The organism is Marinoscillum pacificum, from assembly GCF_024714495.1.
In the GTDB taxonomy this organism is placed as follows: Bacteria; Bacteroidota; Bacteroidia; order Cytophagales; family Cyclobacteriaceae; genus Marinoscillum; species Marinoscillum pacificum.
The window spans coordinates 181,571-197,464 of the sequence record NZ_JAMZMJ010000001.1 but is presented as its reverse complement, the minus strand read 5'-3'; the positions used below and the strand labels follow the sequence as shown (position 1 = coordinate 197,464).

Annotated in this window: 15 protein-coding genes; 6 read left to right on the top strand and 9 right to left on the bottom strand. The window is 38.3% G+C overall.

Annotated features, from left to right (window positions below):
• Nucleotides 1-183 precede the first annotated feature (183 nt).
• Entirely contained in the window at nucleotides 184-1,029 is an 846-nt protein-coding gene (locus tag NXS00_RS00810; protein WP_258097203.1) for a M57 family metalloprotease, read from the top strand.
• Between the two features lie 68 nt (nucleotides 1,030-1,097).
• On the opposite strand, the gene NXS00_RS00805 is transcribed toward NXS00_RS00810, so the two are convergent.
• Nucleotides 1,098-1,643, bottom strand: a complete 546-nt coding sequence (locus NXS00_RS00805) for a DUF2911 domain-containing protein (RefSeq protein ID WP_258097202.1) — start codon at nucleotides 1,641-1,643, stop codon at nucleotides 1,098-1,100.
• A 106-nt stretch (nucleotides 1,644-1,749) separates the two neighbouring features.
• On the opposite strand from NXS00_RS00805, the gene ppgK reads away from it, so the two are divergent.
• The 4 genes from ppgK (at nucleotide 1,750) to NXS00_RS00785 (ending at nucleotide 6,360) form a co-directional block, all read left to right on the top strand.
• Complete coding sequence (gene ppgK, locus NXS00_RS00800) at nucleotides 1,750-2,496, top strand: polyphosphate--glucose phosphotransferase (protein ID WP_258097201.1); 747 nt, start codon at nucleotides 1,750-1,752, stop codon at nucleotides 2,494-2,496.
• Between the two features lie 29 nt (nucleotides 2,497-2,525).
• On the top strand, nucleotides 2,526-4,205 hold the full coding sequence (locus NXS00_RS00795; protein WP_258097200.1) for an AMP-binding protein: 1,680 nt from the start codon (nucleotides 2,526-2,528) through the stop codon (nucleotides 4,203-4,205).
• Complete coding sequence (locus NXS00_RS00790; protein ID WP_258097199.1) at nucleotides 4,195-5,127, top strand: D-2-hydroxyacid dehydrogenase; 933 nt, start codon at nucleotides 4,195-4,197, stop codon at nucleotides 5,125-5,127. Before NXS00_RS00795 ends, NXS00_RS00790 begins: the two co-directional genes overlap by 11 nt.
• A gap of 336 nt (nucleotides 5,128-5,463) precedes the next feature.
• The gene (locus NXS00_RS00785) at nucleotides 5,464-6,360 is read left to right on the top strand and encodes a hypothetical protein (RefSeq protein ID WP_258097198.1); all 897 of its coding nucleotides are present in this window, start codon (nucleotides 5,464-5,466) and stop codon (nucleotides 6,358-6,360) included.
• 47 nt (nucleotides 6,361-6,407) lie between these two features.
• On the opposite strand, the gene NXS00_RS00780 is transcribed toward NXS00_RS00785, so the two are convergent.
• The 7 genes from NXS00_RS00780 to NXS00_RS00750 form a co-directional block, all read right to left on the bottom strand.
• On the bottom strand, nucleotides 6,408-7,037 hold the full coding sequence (locus NXS00_RS00780; RefSeq protein WP_258097197.1) for a hypothetical protein: 630 nt from the start codon (nucleotides 7,035-7,037) through the stop codon (nucleotides 6,408-6,410).
• Between the two features lie 27 nt (nucleotides 7,038-7,064).
• Nucleotides 7,065-9,461 carry a leucine-rich repeat domain-containing protein gene (locus tag NXS00_RS00775; protein WP_258097196.1) on the bottom strand — a complete coding sequence of 799 codons (2,397 nt, stop codon included), beginning with the start codon at nucleotides 9,459-9,461 and terminating at the stop codon, nucleotides 7,065-7,067.
• On the bottom strand, nucleotides 9,448-10,278 hold the full coding sequence (locus NXS00_RS00770; RefSeq protein ID WP_258097195.1) for a hypothetical protein: 831 nt from the start codon (nucleotides 10,276-10,278) through the stop codon (nucleotides 9,448-9,450). The genes NXS00_RS00775 and NXS00_RS00770 overlap by 14 nt, the downstream gene beginning before the upstream one ends.
• Nucleotides 10,275-10,850 carry a hypothetical protein gene (locus NXS00_RS00765; RefSeq protein ID WP_258097194.1) on the bottom strand — a complete coding sequence of 192 codons (576 nt, stop codon included), beginning with the start codon at nucleotides 10,848-10,850 and terminating at the stop codon, nucleotides 10,275-10,277. The genes NXS00_RS00770 and NXS00_RS00765 overlap by 4 nt, the downstream gene beginning before the upstream one ends.
• A gap of 21 nt (nucleotides 10,851-10,871) precedes the next feature.
• On the bottom strand, nucleotides 10,872-11,354 hold the full coding sequence (locus tag NXS00_RS00760; protein ID WP_258097193.1) for a nucleoid-structuring protein H-NS: 483 nt from the start codon (nucleotides 11,352-11,354) through the stop codon (nucleotides 10,872-10,874).
• Nucleotides 11,355-11,511: 157 nt separating this feature from the next.
• On the bottom strand, nucleotides 11,512-13,194 hold the full coding sequence (locus NXS00_RS00755) for a sugar phosphorylase (protein ID WP_258097192.1): 1,683 nt from the start codon (nucleotides 13,192-13,194) through the stop codon (nucleotides 11,512-11,514).
• A gap of 1 nt (nucleotide 13,195) precedes the next feature.
• Nucleotides 13,196-14,764 (bottom strand): sodium:solute symporter family protein, encoded by a 1,569-nt coding sequence (locus NXS00_RS00750; RefSeq protein WP_258097191.1) that lies wholly within the window; start codon nucleotides 14,762-14,764, stop codon nucleotides 13,196-13,198.
• 199 nt (nucleotides 14,765-14,963) lie between these two features.
• Here NXS00_RS00750 and NXS00_RS00745 point away from each other — a divergent pair, with 199 nt between their 5' ends.
• Nucleotides 14,964-15,341: a hypothetical protein gene (locus tag NXS00_RS00745; protein ID WP_258097190.1), complete on the top strand. Its 378-nt coding sequence runs from the start codon at nucleotides 14,964-14,966 to the stop codon at nucleotides 15,339-15,341.
• Between the two features lie 97 nt (nucleotides 15,342-15,438).
• Here the strand turns inward: NXS00_RS00745 and NXS00_RS00740 are convergent, their stop codons facing one another.
• Nucleotides 15,439-15,837, bottom strand: coding sequence for a response regulator (locus NXS00_RS00740; protein ID WP_258097189.1), 399 nt, complete (start codon nucleotides 15,835-15,837; stop codon nucleotides 15,439-15,441).
• Between the last annotated feature and the right edge of the window lie 57 nt (nucleotides 15,838-15,894).

The following is a 15,894-nucleotide window of genomic DNA, read 5'->3' as shown; positions in this document are numbered from 1 at the left end:
TTTGTCGACAATAATCAATAATACCTCCCAGCCTCTTTCACCATATTATATTTTGCATAAAAGAATTTTAATTACTGTTTATATGTTGTATCAAATGATATACTCCAAATAAATATTATTAGTTCTGCTTTTAACAAATCTACCTCATCATTATATTGGCTCCTTAATTAAACCTAATTCACTATGTTAAAACTCAAATTTTCGCTAATGAGTGTAGTCACACTCATAGCAACCGTTTTCATTATGTCATCATGTGCTCAAGATGACATTGCACCTAACACCAATGAGATTTCTGACGAAGTATCAGCCAAATTTTCAGAACTTGGATTTGATGTGAGTGATATCAAAAGATCATCACAGGAAAATCCGATTACTGGAAAAGTTGAATCAGGGTTCATTCTAGAGAATGATATCATGATATCTGATGCCTTGTTTGAGGAAATGCTTAAAAGTGATGTAGCCCATGAGGGAGCTTGCGGTGAACAGTACAGAACTAACAATCTGGTAAGCACCCCACAAACTATAAGTGTATTAGGCTACACTGGTGGAAGTTATGCATTGGACAATACCATGAGAACTGCGCTTTCATGGGCTGTTGACAACTACAATGCATTGAACATTGGATTGAATTTCTCACTTTCTTATGGAACCAACACAGGTTCTGCAGACATTGTAGTTTATCGCGTTAGCGGTGGCGGCGGTGGTTCTGCTGGATTCCCAAGTGGTGGAAACCCATATAAGTGGGTACAAATTCTTTCTGGTACTTCTAGCTATGGAACAAACACTACTGAGCACGTTATTACGCATGAAATAGGCCATTGTTTAGGTCTGCGTCACACAGATTACTTCAACAGGTCACTTTCTTGTGGAAGTGGTGGAAATGAAGGAGACGGTGGAGTTGGAGCAATTCATATTCCTGGCACTCCTACTGGATTTGACGCAAACTCGATTATGCTTTCATGCTTTAGCGCTAATGAAGACGGAGAGTTTGGAAACTATGATGTAGTTGCTTTAGAGTACCTATATTAAGTTTCACATTGAGCACAACTTTAAAAGGCCGCATCCGCGGCCTTTTTCATTGTTTGATAAACGAATTCTTATTGAGCGATAATCGGAACTTCCAACTTCATTTCTGCCCATTTGACTACTAACTTTTGGCTATTGTCATATAAAGGCTCCAGTTCAATAGTAAACTGCTCTGTAAAATCACTTTTTAAAACAGGCACCTTCACTGTAGCAACGTCTTGCGTAGAATCAGGCTCAGAATATCCCCATCCAAAACTACTATTCAAGATCAGATCAAAATAATACTCACCAGGTACTGCATACATTCGGTATCGCCCTTTTTTTATTTCTTGATCAACTAATAACACATCCGATTTGAATTCAATTTCCGTAGCCTCATTTGCACCAAGTCTCCAGTACTGTCCATAAGGTTGCAATGCACCTTCTTCTTCTGTTCCAAACACTACTCGCTCACGAACAGATGGCCTACAGTAATCTACAACTATCTCTAAACCACCATTTTCCAATTCTGCAGTTCCTCTTGGACTCAATGAGTAGTTACGGTATTGCAAATAACCGAATGCAGCTCCAAGGATCACCACTAAAACTCCTAAGCCGATTAATATTTTCTTCAACATATTCTTTAAAAAGTTAAAACAATAGCAAGGTAGAATACTTTATTTGGTATACCAAAATGTATTTATTCACGCAATACGATAGTTTTTTGGTAAGTTTGGAAATAGTATGAAAGTTCTTGGAATTGATATTGGCGGCACTGGAATAAAAGGTGCCATTGTAGATACAAAAAGAGGTAAGTTAGTCACAGATCGAGTGAGAATTCCCACACCTGATCCTGCTACGCCACAAGCTGTTATAGATACCGTAATCAAGCTCGTAAAGGAGTTTGACTATAAAGGACCAATAGGGTGTGGTTTTCCTGCGGCTGTAAGGCATGAAATCGTCAAGACTGCATCCAATATTGACAAAAGCTGGCTTGGAATGAATGCTGCAGCACAAATCAGAAAAGCAACCAAATGCCCTACTCATATAATCAATGATGTAGATGCTGCAGGAATCGCTGAAATGAAATTTGGATCCGGAAAGAAACAAAAGAAAGGAGATACAACATTGGTAGTGGCTGCAGGAACAGGTATTGGCACCGCTTTATTTGTCGGCAAGAACCTGGTTCCAAATACTGAGTTGGGATTTGTGCAAATAAATGGAATGGCCGGAGAGCATTATGCCGCTAATTCTGTTCGCGAAGCACAAGACCTATCTTTGGAAGAATGGGCCACAAGGTTCAATGAATACCTCAATCGATTGGAAGCATTGTTTTGGCCGGACCTATTCATCATGGGCGGAGGAATCAGTAAGAAATTTGAAGAGTACCAGCAGTATTTCAAATTAGATACCCCTATTGTTCCTGCCAAATCAAGAAATCATGCAGGAATTATTGGCGCTGCCCTTTCTGCTAAAGACTTGATTAAATAAGTACTACACAACTAAGATTAAACCCAACAATGGCCGAATATCCCTGGTTAAAAAATTACCCTGACAAAGTTCCGCATGAAATAGACCCGGACCAGTATGAATCATTATTAGACTTTTTAGATGATTGCGTTACTCGATTCGGAGATCTCCCAGCCTTTGAAAACATGGGAGTCGAATTGTCTTATAAAGAGCTTGATGAACAAAGTACAGCTTTGGCAAATTATTTAAGTCAGGAGACTTCCCTGGTAAAAGGTGACCGCATCGCTTTACAAATGCCTAACGTCTTACAATACCCAATTTCACTTTTTGGTGTTTTGAAAGCAGGAATGGTTGTTGTCAATACCAATCCACAGTACAAACCCTCTGAAATGGAGCATCAATTCAATGATGCTGGTGTAAAGGGAATCATCATCCTCAGCACGTTTGCCTTCAAGTTGGAGGAAGTAATGCAGCACACTACTGTAAAAGAAGTTATTGTGGCTGAAGTTGGCGATATGCTAGGATCATTCAAGGGAGCGGTGGTTGATTTTATGGTTAAGCGTGTCAAGAAAATGATACCAGACTACAATCTCCCAACAGCTATCAACTTTGGAGATGCACTAAAAAAGGGTAAAAAGAAAACCTATCAAAGGCCAGAAGTAAAATCCTCAGATCTGGCTCTTTTACAATATACAGGAGGCACAACCGGCGTTGCGAAAGGGGCTGCTCTAAGTCATCGCAACCTGATTGCCAATATAGAGCAAGTAGCGGGCTGGATGAGAGCATCTTTAATTGACGGACAGGAAGTAACCATCACTCCACTCCCATTGTATCATGTTTTTGCATTGACCGTCAATTGTTTTGGGATGATGCGAATTGGAGCTAAAAGTGTCCTTATTACGGATCCGCGTAAAATGAAGGATTTTATCAAGGTATTGAAAAAGACTCCATTTACGGTAATTACTGGTATCAATACATTGTTTAATGGATTGCTTCAACAACCTGATTTTAAAGATGTTGACTTCTCCAAACTAAAAGTAGCTGTATCAGGAGGTATGGCTTTGCAAATGGCCGTTGCAGAACGATGGAAGCAGGTGACCGGAAATGATCTGGTAGAAGGGTACGGACTGTCTGAAACCTCTCCGCTCCTAACCTGCAATCCAATCATTGGCAAACAAAAACTTGGAACTATTGGATTGCCGGTGCCATCAACGGAAATCAAAATCATTGGTGATGAGGGTGACGAGAAGCCTGTAGGCGAATTTGGTGAAATATGGGCACGAGGACCACAAGTAATGACTGGTTATTGGCAAAATCAAAAGGAAACAGATATTGTCATGGAAGGTGACTGGTTTAAAACAGGTGATATAGGTTTTTTTGATGCTGATGGCTTCATCAAAATTGTTGACCGTAAAAAGGAGATGGTCAACGTTTCTGGTATGAAAGTATTCCCCAATGAAGTAGAAGATGTTATTGCTTCTATGCCAGGAGTATTGGAAGTTGGTGTGATTGGAGTACCTCACAAAACGTCCGGTGAAGTAGTTAAGGCATTCATTGTAAAGAAAGATCCCAATCTTACTCAGGATGAAATCTTAAAACACTGTAAAGAGCACCTTGTTGCTTATAAAATGCCAAAACACATTGAATTTAGAGAAGAGCTGCCAAAATCAAATGTCGGTAAAATCTTAAGAAAAGAACTGCGTAAAGAGGAAGCAAACAATGTCGTATAATATTGTGGTTCTGGATGGTATTTATGCTAACCCGGGAGACCTTAGCTGGGAACCATTAAATGAATATGGAGATGTTACCATCTATGAGCGTACCAGTCCGGATCAAGTTTTAGAAAGAGCAGCGAATGCTGATATTCTAATCATTAACAAGATTAAATTAGGTGCTGCTGAGTTTGAGAAACTACCTAATCTTCAACTGGTTATCATTTCTGCCACAGGAATGGATAATGTGGATCTGGATGCCGCTAAGAAATATGATATTTCGGTTAAAAATGTCTCAGGATATAGTACTCAATCTGTCGCGCAACATGTCTTTAGCATGATCTTGACGCTTTACAATCAAGTGGAGGCTCATGATCAATCAGTAAAAAATGGTGAATGGAATAGTGATAAAGGCTTCAGTTATTTACTGTCTACAATTCCAGAGCTATCCTCTAAGACCATCACTGTGGTTGGATATGGACAAATTGGCTCCGAAGTAGCTAAAGTATCTAAAGCCTTCGGAATGGAGGTATTAATAGTGAGCAATCACTCCAAACATCTTGATGATTACGAGCTTGTATCTCTTGAGGAAGGTTTTAAAAGAGGTGATATTGTTAGTTTACACTGGCCTATGACACCAGAACGCGAGGGCTTGATCAATAAAAAGCTATTGAGAACCATGAAGCCTTCTGCCATATTGATCAACACGGCTCGTGGTGGACTGATCAATGAAAGCGATTTAACAGATGCTTTGAAAGACAAAACCATCGCAGCTGCGGCGTTAGATGTGATGATCAATGAGCCACCTGTAACAAATCATCCACTTTTGATGTTATCTAATTGTATAGTTACTCCCCACATAGCTTGGGCCTCATCAAAAGCCAGATCCATACTTTTGAAAAAGGTCTTCGATCATGTGGCCAATTTCAAAACAAGATAGATTTGCAAGCATATAGTTCATACATCAGATATTTTTTAGGCGGGTTATTCGCTTTACTAGGTATCGTCTTAATGTGCATACCTTTTATCCCTTTTGGGTATGTGTTGGTCTTCCTTTCGCTATTTATACTAGCTCCAAAAATTCCATTTCTTAAAAAGTACGTGCGTTTTTTGAAACGAAAGGACAAAAAAGGTCACTTAAAACGTATAGAAGACCGTATGAATGAATGGGAAGCCAGTTTTATGGCACAATCTGCGGAGAATACAAACAAATAACAGTTTCTAGGAGCCTGATTTGCAACAGTTTCCTATTTTTGCGAGCAAATAAGATTTCCTCATGAGGCTCGGCCAACTTGCAAGACACTTAGAAACCAGCACAACAGAAATAGTTCAGTTCCTTCGAGAATCAGGAATTGAAAAGAATGACCACCCTAACGTCAAAATTGAAGAAGAAGACGAAAAGAACGTCATTGCTCATTTTAGGCCGGATTTAATTCCTTCTGAAGAAGAGATAATCAACGAAACTCAAGAAGAAGAAGCTAACGTTTCTGAGTTAGAGGAAAGTATACCAGAACAAGCCATACCAACCACTGAAATAGCTGAAGATGGCACTGAACTAACTCCAATTTTGGAAAATGAGGATCCAGAATTAGAGGACGAGGATAAGATTCAAGAGCCGTTAGTTGAGGAGTCTAATGCTATGAAGCAGGTCGTTAGTATCACAGCAGCTGAGCTAAACACCGAAGAAGATGAAGCTCCTGTATTAACAGAATTTGATGTTATTAAAGCTCCCAAGGTTGAACTACCTGGACTGAAAGTGGTAGGCAAAATAGATCTTCCTGAACCTAAAGCAGCCAAAGAAGAGGACGAAATATCAGAAGATGAACCTACTGAATCAACCCACTCTGAAGAGCAACAAACTGAGACTAAAGTCATCAGACATCATCATAAGAATAGCAGAAGAAGGCTTACCGAAGAAGAAAGAGAAGCTCGCAGACTTAAGAATAAACGCGAAAAAGAAAAACGCATAGCGCGCCAGGAAGCTAGAAAAAAGCAGCTAGAGGAAAGGAAAATCAAAGAACAGAAAGCGGAACATTATAAACAAAAGATTTCTAAGCCTGTTCCGATTACTAAAACAAAGAAAAAGAAACCAAGTAAAGCAGCCCAAACTGCAGATACCAGACCTAAGCCTAAAACAGTATTAGGAAAGTTCTGGAGATGGTTAAATACATAAAAAAGCCGGCGCATGCCGGCTTTTTTATTTTAGATGTAGGAAGTCAATTATCTTCTTGCCCCACCTCTTTTCATTTCTTCTATAGTGTTGACAGCTGTTTGAAGTTCACGCTTCAGCCTCACTTGTACTTCCCTGCTCTTATCTCTATGTTCGTCATATTCATGACGCATCTGTTCCAAATCTTTCTTGAATCTGGAAGTTAAGCCATTACTTCGGATATACATGAAGTAAGCTATTACTGCCAAAGCCGCCAAAATGATAATGATCGTCCAAACTAGAATGTGATAGACAGTTTTATCAAAAGGGATGCCTACAAAACTGATTTCAGAATTGGTAGCCTCACTAGTCTCGAGATTATTCTTTACAGTAGCCAGATCACTTTTCAGTGAATCAATCATTGCATTAAGCGCCACAATCTCTACATTCAATTGACTGATTGATCGATCTTTGGTGATCAAAGAATCATTCACTTCTACCCAGAACTGATTCATTCTGGTAATGGGAATGACTTTGTACTGCTCATAAGTAGAATACTTTTCCATCATACCATCAAACGTACCTTTCAGTGTTTGAGGTTGGTCGACAGCAGCTTCTTCCTCTTGAGCAACTACTGCAAATGAACTGATTAATAATAGGACTAGTGCGGTGATTCTCAAACTGAAATCTTGTCTCTTCATGTTTAAGTGAAAATAAATACTGGTTGTTTAGTAAAAGGTTATTTCGCAATCAGGAAACTCTGCCTTGAATTCGTCCATGGTTCTGGTCCTGATTCTGGTATTGTAGCAAACCAAGGTGTTTAGGCTGCGAATATCGTAAAGCCTATCCATTCGCCAAACTCTGGTGTTACTAATATCTAAATAATTTAAGCTGTATAATTCTTCAAGTCCTTTTAGATTCTTAATATTTGTTCCAGAACAGTTCAGGTAATTCAAGCTCCTACTGTCTCTCAACGGGCGCAAATCATCTACAGCCGTATTGCTGATATCAAGCTTTTTAAGCTCATAATGCTCCTCAATTGACTCCAAATCCATCAACGGCCCATTCTTGCATACAATCTCTTCTATATGCTCATGTGGTGCCAAATCTATCAAGCTGGTAATACCGGTTTTGTCCAGGTAAACTTTTCTTAAGTTAATAAACATATCCAACGGTCGCAAAGAAGAAATCCGACTGTTCTCAATTTTGACTTCTTTACTTTCCGTTAACTGATGTAAATGATAGGAATCTACTTTTTCCAAATCAAACTCATCTCTCCATTCCCCTGGTAGATTATCCCACCATTCATGAAGTTCGGTTGGACGATAAATTACTACTGTGTTTGGACTAACTTGTAAAAAGTCCTTTACTCCACTCTCTGATACCGCTGTAGCTTCTACATCGAGCAATTCTAATTTGCCCAAAGCTTCCAGAGACTGAATATCTTTTACAATACTTTCAGTGAGGATTAAATACTTTAGATTCTTGTTAACTTCTAGTCCTGCCGTGCTTGTTGCTGGCATTTTTACAGCTTTCAAAAACTCAAGATCCTCCATCTCTGCCGTGAAGTCAAAGTTGGTGATCAGGTTTTTAGAAATATCCAAATAACGCATGCGATTAAACCGAGCCAAAGGAGCTCCATCCAGTATTCGTCTGTTACTTAGATCTAGAGAATCGATGTTAATCAGCTTTGCAATATCCTCTTTTCCTGGTCTGGCAGGCAAATAAGTTTGCAATGCACTTTTCCACTCTGCATTCAATCCAGACCACCAGTCCATGATTTTTTCAGAGTTAGTAATGATAAGGACTCCTCTATTGGCGGTCATGAAGTCAGACGCTAATCGCTCATTGATACCTGAGTAGTCTGCATAGATCTTTTTCAGGCTCTTCAAACCCTTCAATGGTGCCAGACTATTGATTCTGGTCTGGTTGATGTAAAGCTCCTTTAAGGCTGTCATTTGACCCGCTCCGTTCAGATCAGTTATGTAAGATTCAGAAACGTCTAGATAAGTCAGGTTTTGACAACCAGACAATGGTTGCACTGAGGTAATGCCAGTTCTTGATAAGTCAGCATAAGTCAATTGACTATTCTTGGCTAATTGTGTCGTGTTAGAAAATGCCGTGTTAGCCAAAACAACTTTCTTCAACGTAGCCACTGAATTCAATGGCGTAAAAACAATTACATTGGTTCCGCTCAGATTCAGACTTTCTAATGCTGTACTTGATATAGCCTCGATATTCGTCACATTGGTTCTGCTCAGATCCAAATGCTTCAAACCTTCGAAATATTGAATTACTGAGATGTCATTTACCGCACTACTTGTTGCAATTAGTGTTTGCAGCCTGGGAGAATATCTCAGTGGAGTGAGATCATTTACCTTAGTATTGGAAATATCTAAATAGCGGAGCTTTTTCAATGCAGCCAAAGGTTTAACAGATTGAATGAACTGATTGTTACTCAAATTCAAACTATCAATATCCGCAATTCTGATTAGCACATCTTTGTCTATCGTTTCGAAAGGCACATATGCTTTAAATATACGTGTCCACTCAAATGACAGGCTCTCCCACCAATTTCTAAGCTCTTTCTCACGACTGATCTTGGTGGAATAAACACTTACTATTTTCAGGTCACTACTTTCCGGATCGAAGTTCACTTCTATGTAGCGCTTATCTCCTCTGTTATAGGATTCGCCTTCTAACGTAGTGGCTTCTATCTGATTTTGAAAGGATACCAAATAATAGTCTTTACCATTATCTCGCTCTCCTTTCGTTATTTCTATCTCCTGAAAATCAAATTTGATGTCTTTAAAAAAGAAGTCGACATCACGAAGGTATGCGCTGATGTCTTTATTGGTTATTGCATTTCTATCTGGGAGTAAATCATCTTCCACTTGCACGAAACCATCCTTAAATGCTTTTTTATAGCTTTCTGTAATGATTACTTCTTTGTCTCGAGTGGATGTTTTGGTGCCTCCCACAGTATTGAGCATATACTTGTAAAAACTTACTAAGCTTTGTACTTCCTCTATATAAGGATCATTCTCAGCATCCTGAGCATGGACCTGAGAAAGAGAAAGTAACAATAGAAATAAAGCTGAGAACCAGGTGTTAGTTCTTGTCATAGATGTAATCTTTCATCATTTGTTTCTGATTGCCTTCGAGTTTTGTCAGGTTGGAAATTAGCCAACCAGTATTGTACCCTGGCCTATTAAAGTTTGATAATTCGAAGTACCAATTATCGATTGTAAAGAAGTGAAATTTCACGTTCTTCACTGTTTTAAACTTAAGATTACCTGCTTTTAATTCAAATAAGAATAGTGTCAAGTAGTCTGGTTGATATTCTCTAGGAGTGAATTGTTCTGGATACTTTTCATTTTGAAGTGCTTTTCGCAGCGTCATAAATCCTAATTCATGACTCATGGGGTGCATAAAACGCTTTGCTTCAGAAGTATCCTTCTTATATAATTTCTTGAATGGATCAAACGCCACATCATCGATAACCCATTCGTAGCCCAAGCCTTGCTGTTGCATTTTCATATAAAGCAATGCTGAAGTTTCTTTTCCTTTATAAGTAAAAATCGCTGACACTTCAGCGAACATTTCTTTATCATGGAGATCAAGAAATTCCGGGTTACGTTTATCAGTAACTTCTTTGATGAAGTCTTTGGCTACTGTTTCACTGATATATCCAGTTTCCTTATCGAATAACACTGGGAGATACTTCTTACGAAGGCCATCATCACGGTATTTTTTATCACCAGAGTAGTATCTATTGCCTTCTTCATCTTCTTCACCATTGAAGCGTCTAAGAAACTGGTTGATTTGTTTGGTGGAAGCATAAAGCTTCTCCTCGGTATCTTTCATTTCATCAGTGAGCCCCTGGCCCACTGATGTATGAAAGCATAATATTGTTAAACTAAGAATTGCTAGTATTCTCATGCAGAGGTTTCAGTTACACGTACATCACCCAATAGTACATCCCAGAATTCGATAGTTCTTCCGGCGATTTGTGTCTCTTTTTTCTTCACATAAATCGTAATGTCTTTTTTGGTGGTATCCTTATAACTTAGACCATCATCAGATGTTCCTTCAAATCGTTGATAGATTGTGATCACCCCTACATAAGTACCATCAGGTTGTTTTTCCAAATCACTGATATAGTGAATATCATACCACTTGATAGTGACCTTATCATAGTTGAGCGCCATTAGACGCTCGAAGTATTCGCGCACTTTATAATAAGTGATTTCCTCCCTGCTAAGTGAAGAAACGCCCATTTCGCTATCATCAGCAAAAAGCTCTTCAGCTCTGTCCATTACGCGCTGTGCTTCTGAAAACTGAGTTTTCTTATCACCAATAATGCTGATATACTTACTTAAATCTTTTACTTTCTCTAGTGCTAACGAGTCAATGGCTTGTTTCCTTCTTGGATCTACATCGTCTTGAGCAGATACTGTAAACACAGCAACTAAAGAGAATGCTACTAATAGAAAATATTTATTCAATTTCATCTTGATCTTCATTTTGAGTTATTACTTCTTAAGAACCAATTCTTTGATTTTACCATAGTCATCAAGGACCATCTCCTCTACTACAGCCTTATTGTTTTTCGTATCCTTTAGGTATTCCAGATACTTTTTGATGGTTGTTGGCTCGTCATAATCCGGGTTACCACTTCCTCTGTAGATTACAATTAGAACTGGTGCATTAGGATTAGAAAACATTGTCAGTGCCTCGCTAATACTGCTATTCGCTGATGCTGTAGAAGATGCTTGAGCTATGGCCTGGAAGTAATTTTCCAGTCTCTCAGATTTTGTTGGTTCTTTAACCGCAACTCTTTCTTCAGGAATCTCCTCTTCTGTCTCTTCTAATTCTTCTTCGATTTGCTGACCTACGGTATTCGGATCAGAAATGTCAGACATTTTTTTCTTGTTCTTACAAGAAGAAAAACCAACAACGAGTGCCAATAAAAGGACTCCATTTAGAGTGTAAAATTTTAGTTTATTACTTTTCATTCTGTTCAGATTTATTACGCTATCAAAACGTATTTCTCACCTTTTGGATTTAGGATTTAGATATTGTTTGATTCTATATTACAAATAGCAAGCCAAAATCAAATTTGTGCTAAAAAATGATCTAAACAAATACTGAAGAAGTCAATTTGAGAATGTTCTATTCAAAATGAGAAGCATTCTCATTTATCCAAACAAAGCTATAGGCTTCAATTAGTGCTGGACTAGGTTTTCCTGACAGCACATCGACACCTACGTTATATGGATTAGCTATTTGATGAGCGGTAAAATTGAACACACACTTTATAGTTATTTGATGATCCGAACTGGTTCTGCTTATACAAAGTAGACCATCCTCTACATCAGGAATAGAAAACGATGCAAAAGGATTGAAACAACTAAAAGATGCTCTGATCTTAATCATTTCCTTAATGCGTGTTAATATTTTAGCTCGATCACTGGAATCATCTTTCAACTGATCGTTCAAATCATTCAGATCTAGCTTTTCACGGTTGATAGTTCGGTTACGTCCAGTTTGCTTCACTCCTTCGGTAAAGTTCTCTGAGCCTACCAAGGAATGAAAATAAATAGCAGGCAATCCAGGCATACACATCATCACCGCCTGGCTCAATAGAAATCTTCTTAATGCAAAATCAGGATTATTATCTACTCCTTTAAGAAGGCTCTTGTAGTTACAGTTTAACTCATAAGGTGATTCAGATCCATCAGGGTTCGTTTTATAAGAGATAAATCCATTGTTATGTTTCACTGAATCAACGAGGATATTTAATTCTTCATCTGTCAAAATACCTTGAACAGGTCTCACTCCAACCCCATCATGACTAGCAGTAAAATTGAAAAAGCACACTTGATCAGATGGAAGCTTTAAAGATGACGCCCACGCTTTAAACTTAGAGGTCGACTGACTCAATAAACTAAAGGCTAACAAAGGTGGTAATGTGAAATTATAAACCATCCTTGCCTCATTGTACCCGTTTCCGAAATAGGTGATATTCTCCTTGTGAGGCACATTCGTTTCACTGATCAGTACTACATCAGGATAGACTTTTTCTAAGACCTGACGCATTACCTGAATTAATGCATGTGCTTGAGGCAAGTGAATGCAAGTCGAGCCTTTTTCCTTCCACATGAATCCAATGGCATCCAAACGAATGAGCTTCGCACCATTGCTCAAGTAAAATAACATTACGTCCAGCACCTGTAAAAACAGTTCAGGAGTTTCGTAATTCAAATCAACCTGATCCTTGCTAAAAGTAGTCCACAGATACTTCGACTCTCCATTCTGATCTAAGAACTCATGAAAGACAGGACTCGTTCGTGGCCTGGTTACTGCACTAAAATCTTCTGAAGGGTCAACTTCTTTAAAATACCCAGCATATTGGTTTTTACCTTGTAAGTACCCTTTTAGCCAGTCTGATTCCTGCGATATATGATTGATTACCCCATCAAACATGAGTGAGTAATTCTTGCTGAGCTCATCAATATTGGACCAGTCGCCCAGGTCTTTATTTACTTCATAATAATCTATAACTGAGAACCCATCATCAGAACTATATGGATAAAATGGAAGTAAATGAACTAGCTTGATACTGTTTGACAAATGCTCATCCAGGAAGGACTTTAGAGAACTTAATTTAGCTTCACCCGGTCGGTAAACCTGATCTCCATAAGTAATCATCAGAACGTCATTCTCATCAAGTTCTAGTGGGTCAAGGCTAACTTTCTTCTGATAAGACTGAATTAGTTGATCTATTCCAACCATCAGTTTATCTACATCTGAATCATTGTAGACAGAGGTCAATAAAGCTCGAATATCAGTCATATTAAATAAGAGAAGGAATCGCTAATGCGATTACAATAATGAAAATAAAAAATCCTAAAAGAATGAAAGTATCCTTAGTCCACACATTGGCTACTTCCATTTCAATATGTTGTACTTTTTCACTGCCTTTTGGCACAATTAAACTAGCCAATAGTGCTACAACCAAAGTTACCAAAGCACCCGTTGCATTCCACCAGAACCAGAATAATTGATCACCTACTCCTAGCCATAAATAAACATTGCACAGCACACCAGATAGCAAACCAATATTCATTCCTCTAGCATGTACCCTTTTGATTTTAACAGCGATTAAGAAAGTCGCTAATATTGGTCCAAAAAACACAGAGCCAACTTTATTTATTGCTTCAATCACAGTACTAGCTATATTCCCTGCGAAGAAGGCCAAAACGATACATACAACTCCCCAAAACAGTGCTGTTACTCGCGAATACTTCACATATTGTGCATGAGACACATTCTTTCCATGTGTTAAAAAGTCTTCTGTGGATACAGCACTGAGAGAATTCACTGCAGAGCTTAAGGAAGACATTGCAGCAGAAAGAATTGCTACAATCAAAATTCCAATAATGCCATGTGGTAAATAATCTCTAATGAAAATAGGAATCATCAAGTCTGGTTTGTCAGCAGGTATTTGACTTAAAAACTCTGGCGTTTGCAGCACGAATGTTCCTAACACTAATCCCATGATACAATAGCTCAATGTCACAGGGAATCGTAAAAGACCATTGAACAATATGGTTTTCTTGACGGTATCAAGACTGTTTGCTGATAGTAATCTTTGTACCTGACTTTGATCGGTTCCGTAATATGACGCATACAAAAAGAACCCACCGATAATCATTGGCCAAAAGCCAAAGCCATCGCTATTCCCTATTCCAAGCGAGCTGAAATCCACTGCAGTCAGTCGGTCTCTATCTACCAACGAAACGAAATTGTCCCAGCCATCTAAATAAGACAAGCCGTACCCTAGACAGATTAAGATACCTACGAACAATATGATCATCTGAATCATATCTCCATAAACCACTGCTTTCATACCACCCTGATATGAATAGATCACTGTAATAACCCCTATTACCACCACTGTTTGCCAGAATGGAATATCCATGACACTCGTTAAGATCAGTGCAACAGCATAAATCATGACACATGTGGCAAAAGCCCTACTTATCTGAAAAACTAAGCTGAGTAATAACCGTGTAGATCGACTGAAACGTTTCTCCAGGAATTCATAAATGCTGACAACTCCAGATTTGTAAAGAGTTGGGATAAGGTAACTTCCTAAATAGATCATGGCTATAGGCACAGCAAACTCATAACTAAGCCATTTCATACCACCTCCTGCACGCATCCCTACAAATGCAGGAGCCGAAATAAAACTAATAGCTGAAAGCTGGGTGGCCATCACAGAAAGGCTTAAAGGGAACCAACCAAACGACCGACCGCCAAGAAAATAATCTTTTTTGTTTTGCTGATTTTTAAAAATATATCCTAAGCCAAGAAATGCAATCGAGTAGACGATGATGATGGCATAATCTAGTAAGTTCATGGGATGTAGGTTAATAGTCTAAGTTACTATTTTATTAAAAAATCCCGTTATGATATAGAAATTACGCCATTTATTAAAAAAATGATCATATCTGAACAATATACCACAGATATTGTTTAAATTACATAAGCTCCTGAATTTATGCGATTTAGGATTCAAATCTTCACTTATTCCATAAAATATAAAATCCGAACAATCTATGCTTCAACAGACAAGAAGTAAAATTTCTTACGACGAGGTGTTGGCGAATGTAATTGAGAAAGTAAGAAAGCAAGGTTACGACAATATCAGAGCTGATCTGAGCGATTACGACTCCCCACATCAACTAATCGGCAAGACGAACAACGTTAACTTTACACCCGACGTTACAGCAACAAAAAATGAGGGAAAAGCCTATTTTGAAATCTCTACCAAAATGGACAACCCAAACGAATTAATTAACAAATGGAAGCTCCTAGAAACACTAGCTTCTATGAAGAATGGAACATTTCAAATTTATGTTCCTCATGGACACATGAAGTTTACCCAAGAATTAGTGAAAGATCATAACATCCGTGCGGAGATAGTTAAAATCTAATAGATATTTACCTACCTAAAATGCAAAAAGTCGACCTGGAGTCGACTTTTTTGTTTTACATTCATGCTGGTTACAATGAACGGAGGATTTGTTTTTATCAAAAAAAGAACGCCATACTAAACGCATGCATCTTTCCAAAAAGCTCTGAAATCATACCGTGAGTTGAAGATTCATTAGTTTTGAAGAACTCTTCTTTGCTTTCAGCTAATGTTAACACCTTGCAGTCCTTCAGCTTACAATTCCCCATTATTTCGTTTCTTACCTTTTGTGATTCTGGAAAATTGCTATCAATTATAAATACCTTGGTATAACTGTTTATTTCTTTTCCGGTGTATAGTCCATCTGAAGTCAAGTAATCAAATGTTCTATCTATGTCCTTCAACCATATTAATTCATTATTCAAATGAGAGCGCTTCAGGGCTTTCAAAATCCACTGTGCATCCTCTGTATTATTGGAGATGAGGACAATCTCGTAATTGGTGAATGAGTTATTCATGCCTCTTCCTTTTTGTGTTCACTATTAATAACAATACAAAGGTAGAGGTAGCAACAA

Bases quoted from the DNA above. Each gene is read 5' to 3' on its own strand.
- NXS00_RS00810 (WP_258097203.1), top strand. From the start codon at position 184: ATGTTAAAACTCAAATTTTCGCTAATGAGTGTAGTCACACTCATAGCA.
- NXS00_RS00805 (WP_258097202.1), bottom strand. From the start codon at position 1,643: ATGTTGAAGAAAATATTAATCGGCTTAGGAGTTTTAGTGGTGATCCTT.
- ppgK (WP_258097201.1), top strand. From the start codon at position 1,750: ATGAAAGTTCTTGGAATTGATATTGGCGGCACTGGAATAAAAGGTGCC.
- NXS00_RS00795 (WP_258097200.1), top strand. From the start codon at position 2,526: ATGGCCGAATATCCCTGGTTAAAAAATTACCCTGACAAAGTTCCGCAT.
- NXS00_RS00790 (WP_258097199.1), top strand. From the start codon at position 4,195: ATGTCGTATAATATTGTGGTTCTGGATGGTATTTATGCTAACCCGGGA.
- NXS00_RS00785 (WP_258097198.1), top strand. From the start codon at position 5,464: ATGAGGCTCGGCCAACTTGCAAGACACTTAGAAACCAGCACAACAGAA.
- NXS00_RS00780 (WP_258097197.1), bottom strand. From the start codon at position 7,037: ATGAAGAGACAAGATTTCAGTTTGAGAATCACCGCACTAGTCCTATTA.
- NXS00_RS00775 (WP_258097196.1), bottom strand. From the start codon at position 9,461: ATGACAAGAACTAACACCTGGTTCTCAGCTTTATTTCTATTGTTACTT.
- NXS00_RS00770 (WP_258097195.1), bottom strand. From the start codon at position 10,278: ATGAGAATACTAGCAATTCTTAGTTTAACAATATTATGCTTTCATACA.
- NXS00_RS00765 (WP_258097194.1), bottom strand. From the start codon at position 10,850: ATGAAATTGAATAAATATTTTCTATTAGTAGCATTCTCTTTAGTTGCT.
- NXS00_RS00760 (WP_258097193.1), bottom strand. From the start codon at position 11,354: ATGAAAAGTAATAAACTAAAATTTTACACTCTAAATGGAGTCCTTTTA.
- NXS00_RS00755 (WP_258097192.1), bottom strand. From the start codon at position 13,194: ATGACTGATATTCGAGCTTTATTGACCTCTGTCTACAATGATTCAGAT.
- NXS00_RS00750 (WP_258097191.1), bottom strand. From the start codon at position 14,764: ATGAACTTACTAGATTATGCCATCATCATCGTCTACTCGATTGCATTT.
- NXS00_RS00745 (WP_258097190.1), top strand. From the start codon at position 14,964: ATGCTTCAACAGACAAGAAGTAAAATTTCTTACGACGAGGTGTTGGCG.
- NXS00_RS00740 (WP_258097189.1), bottom strand. From the start codon at position 15,837: ATGAATAACTCATTCACCAATTACGAGATTGTCCTCATCTCCAATAAT.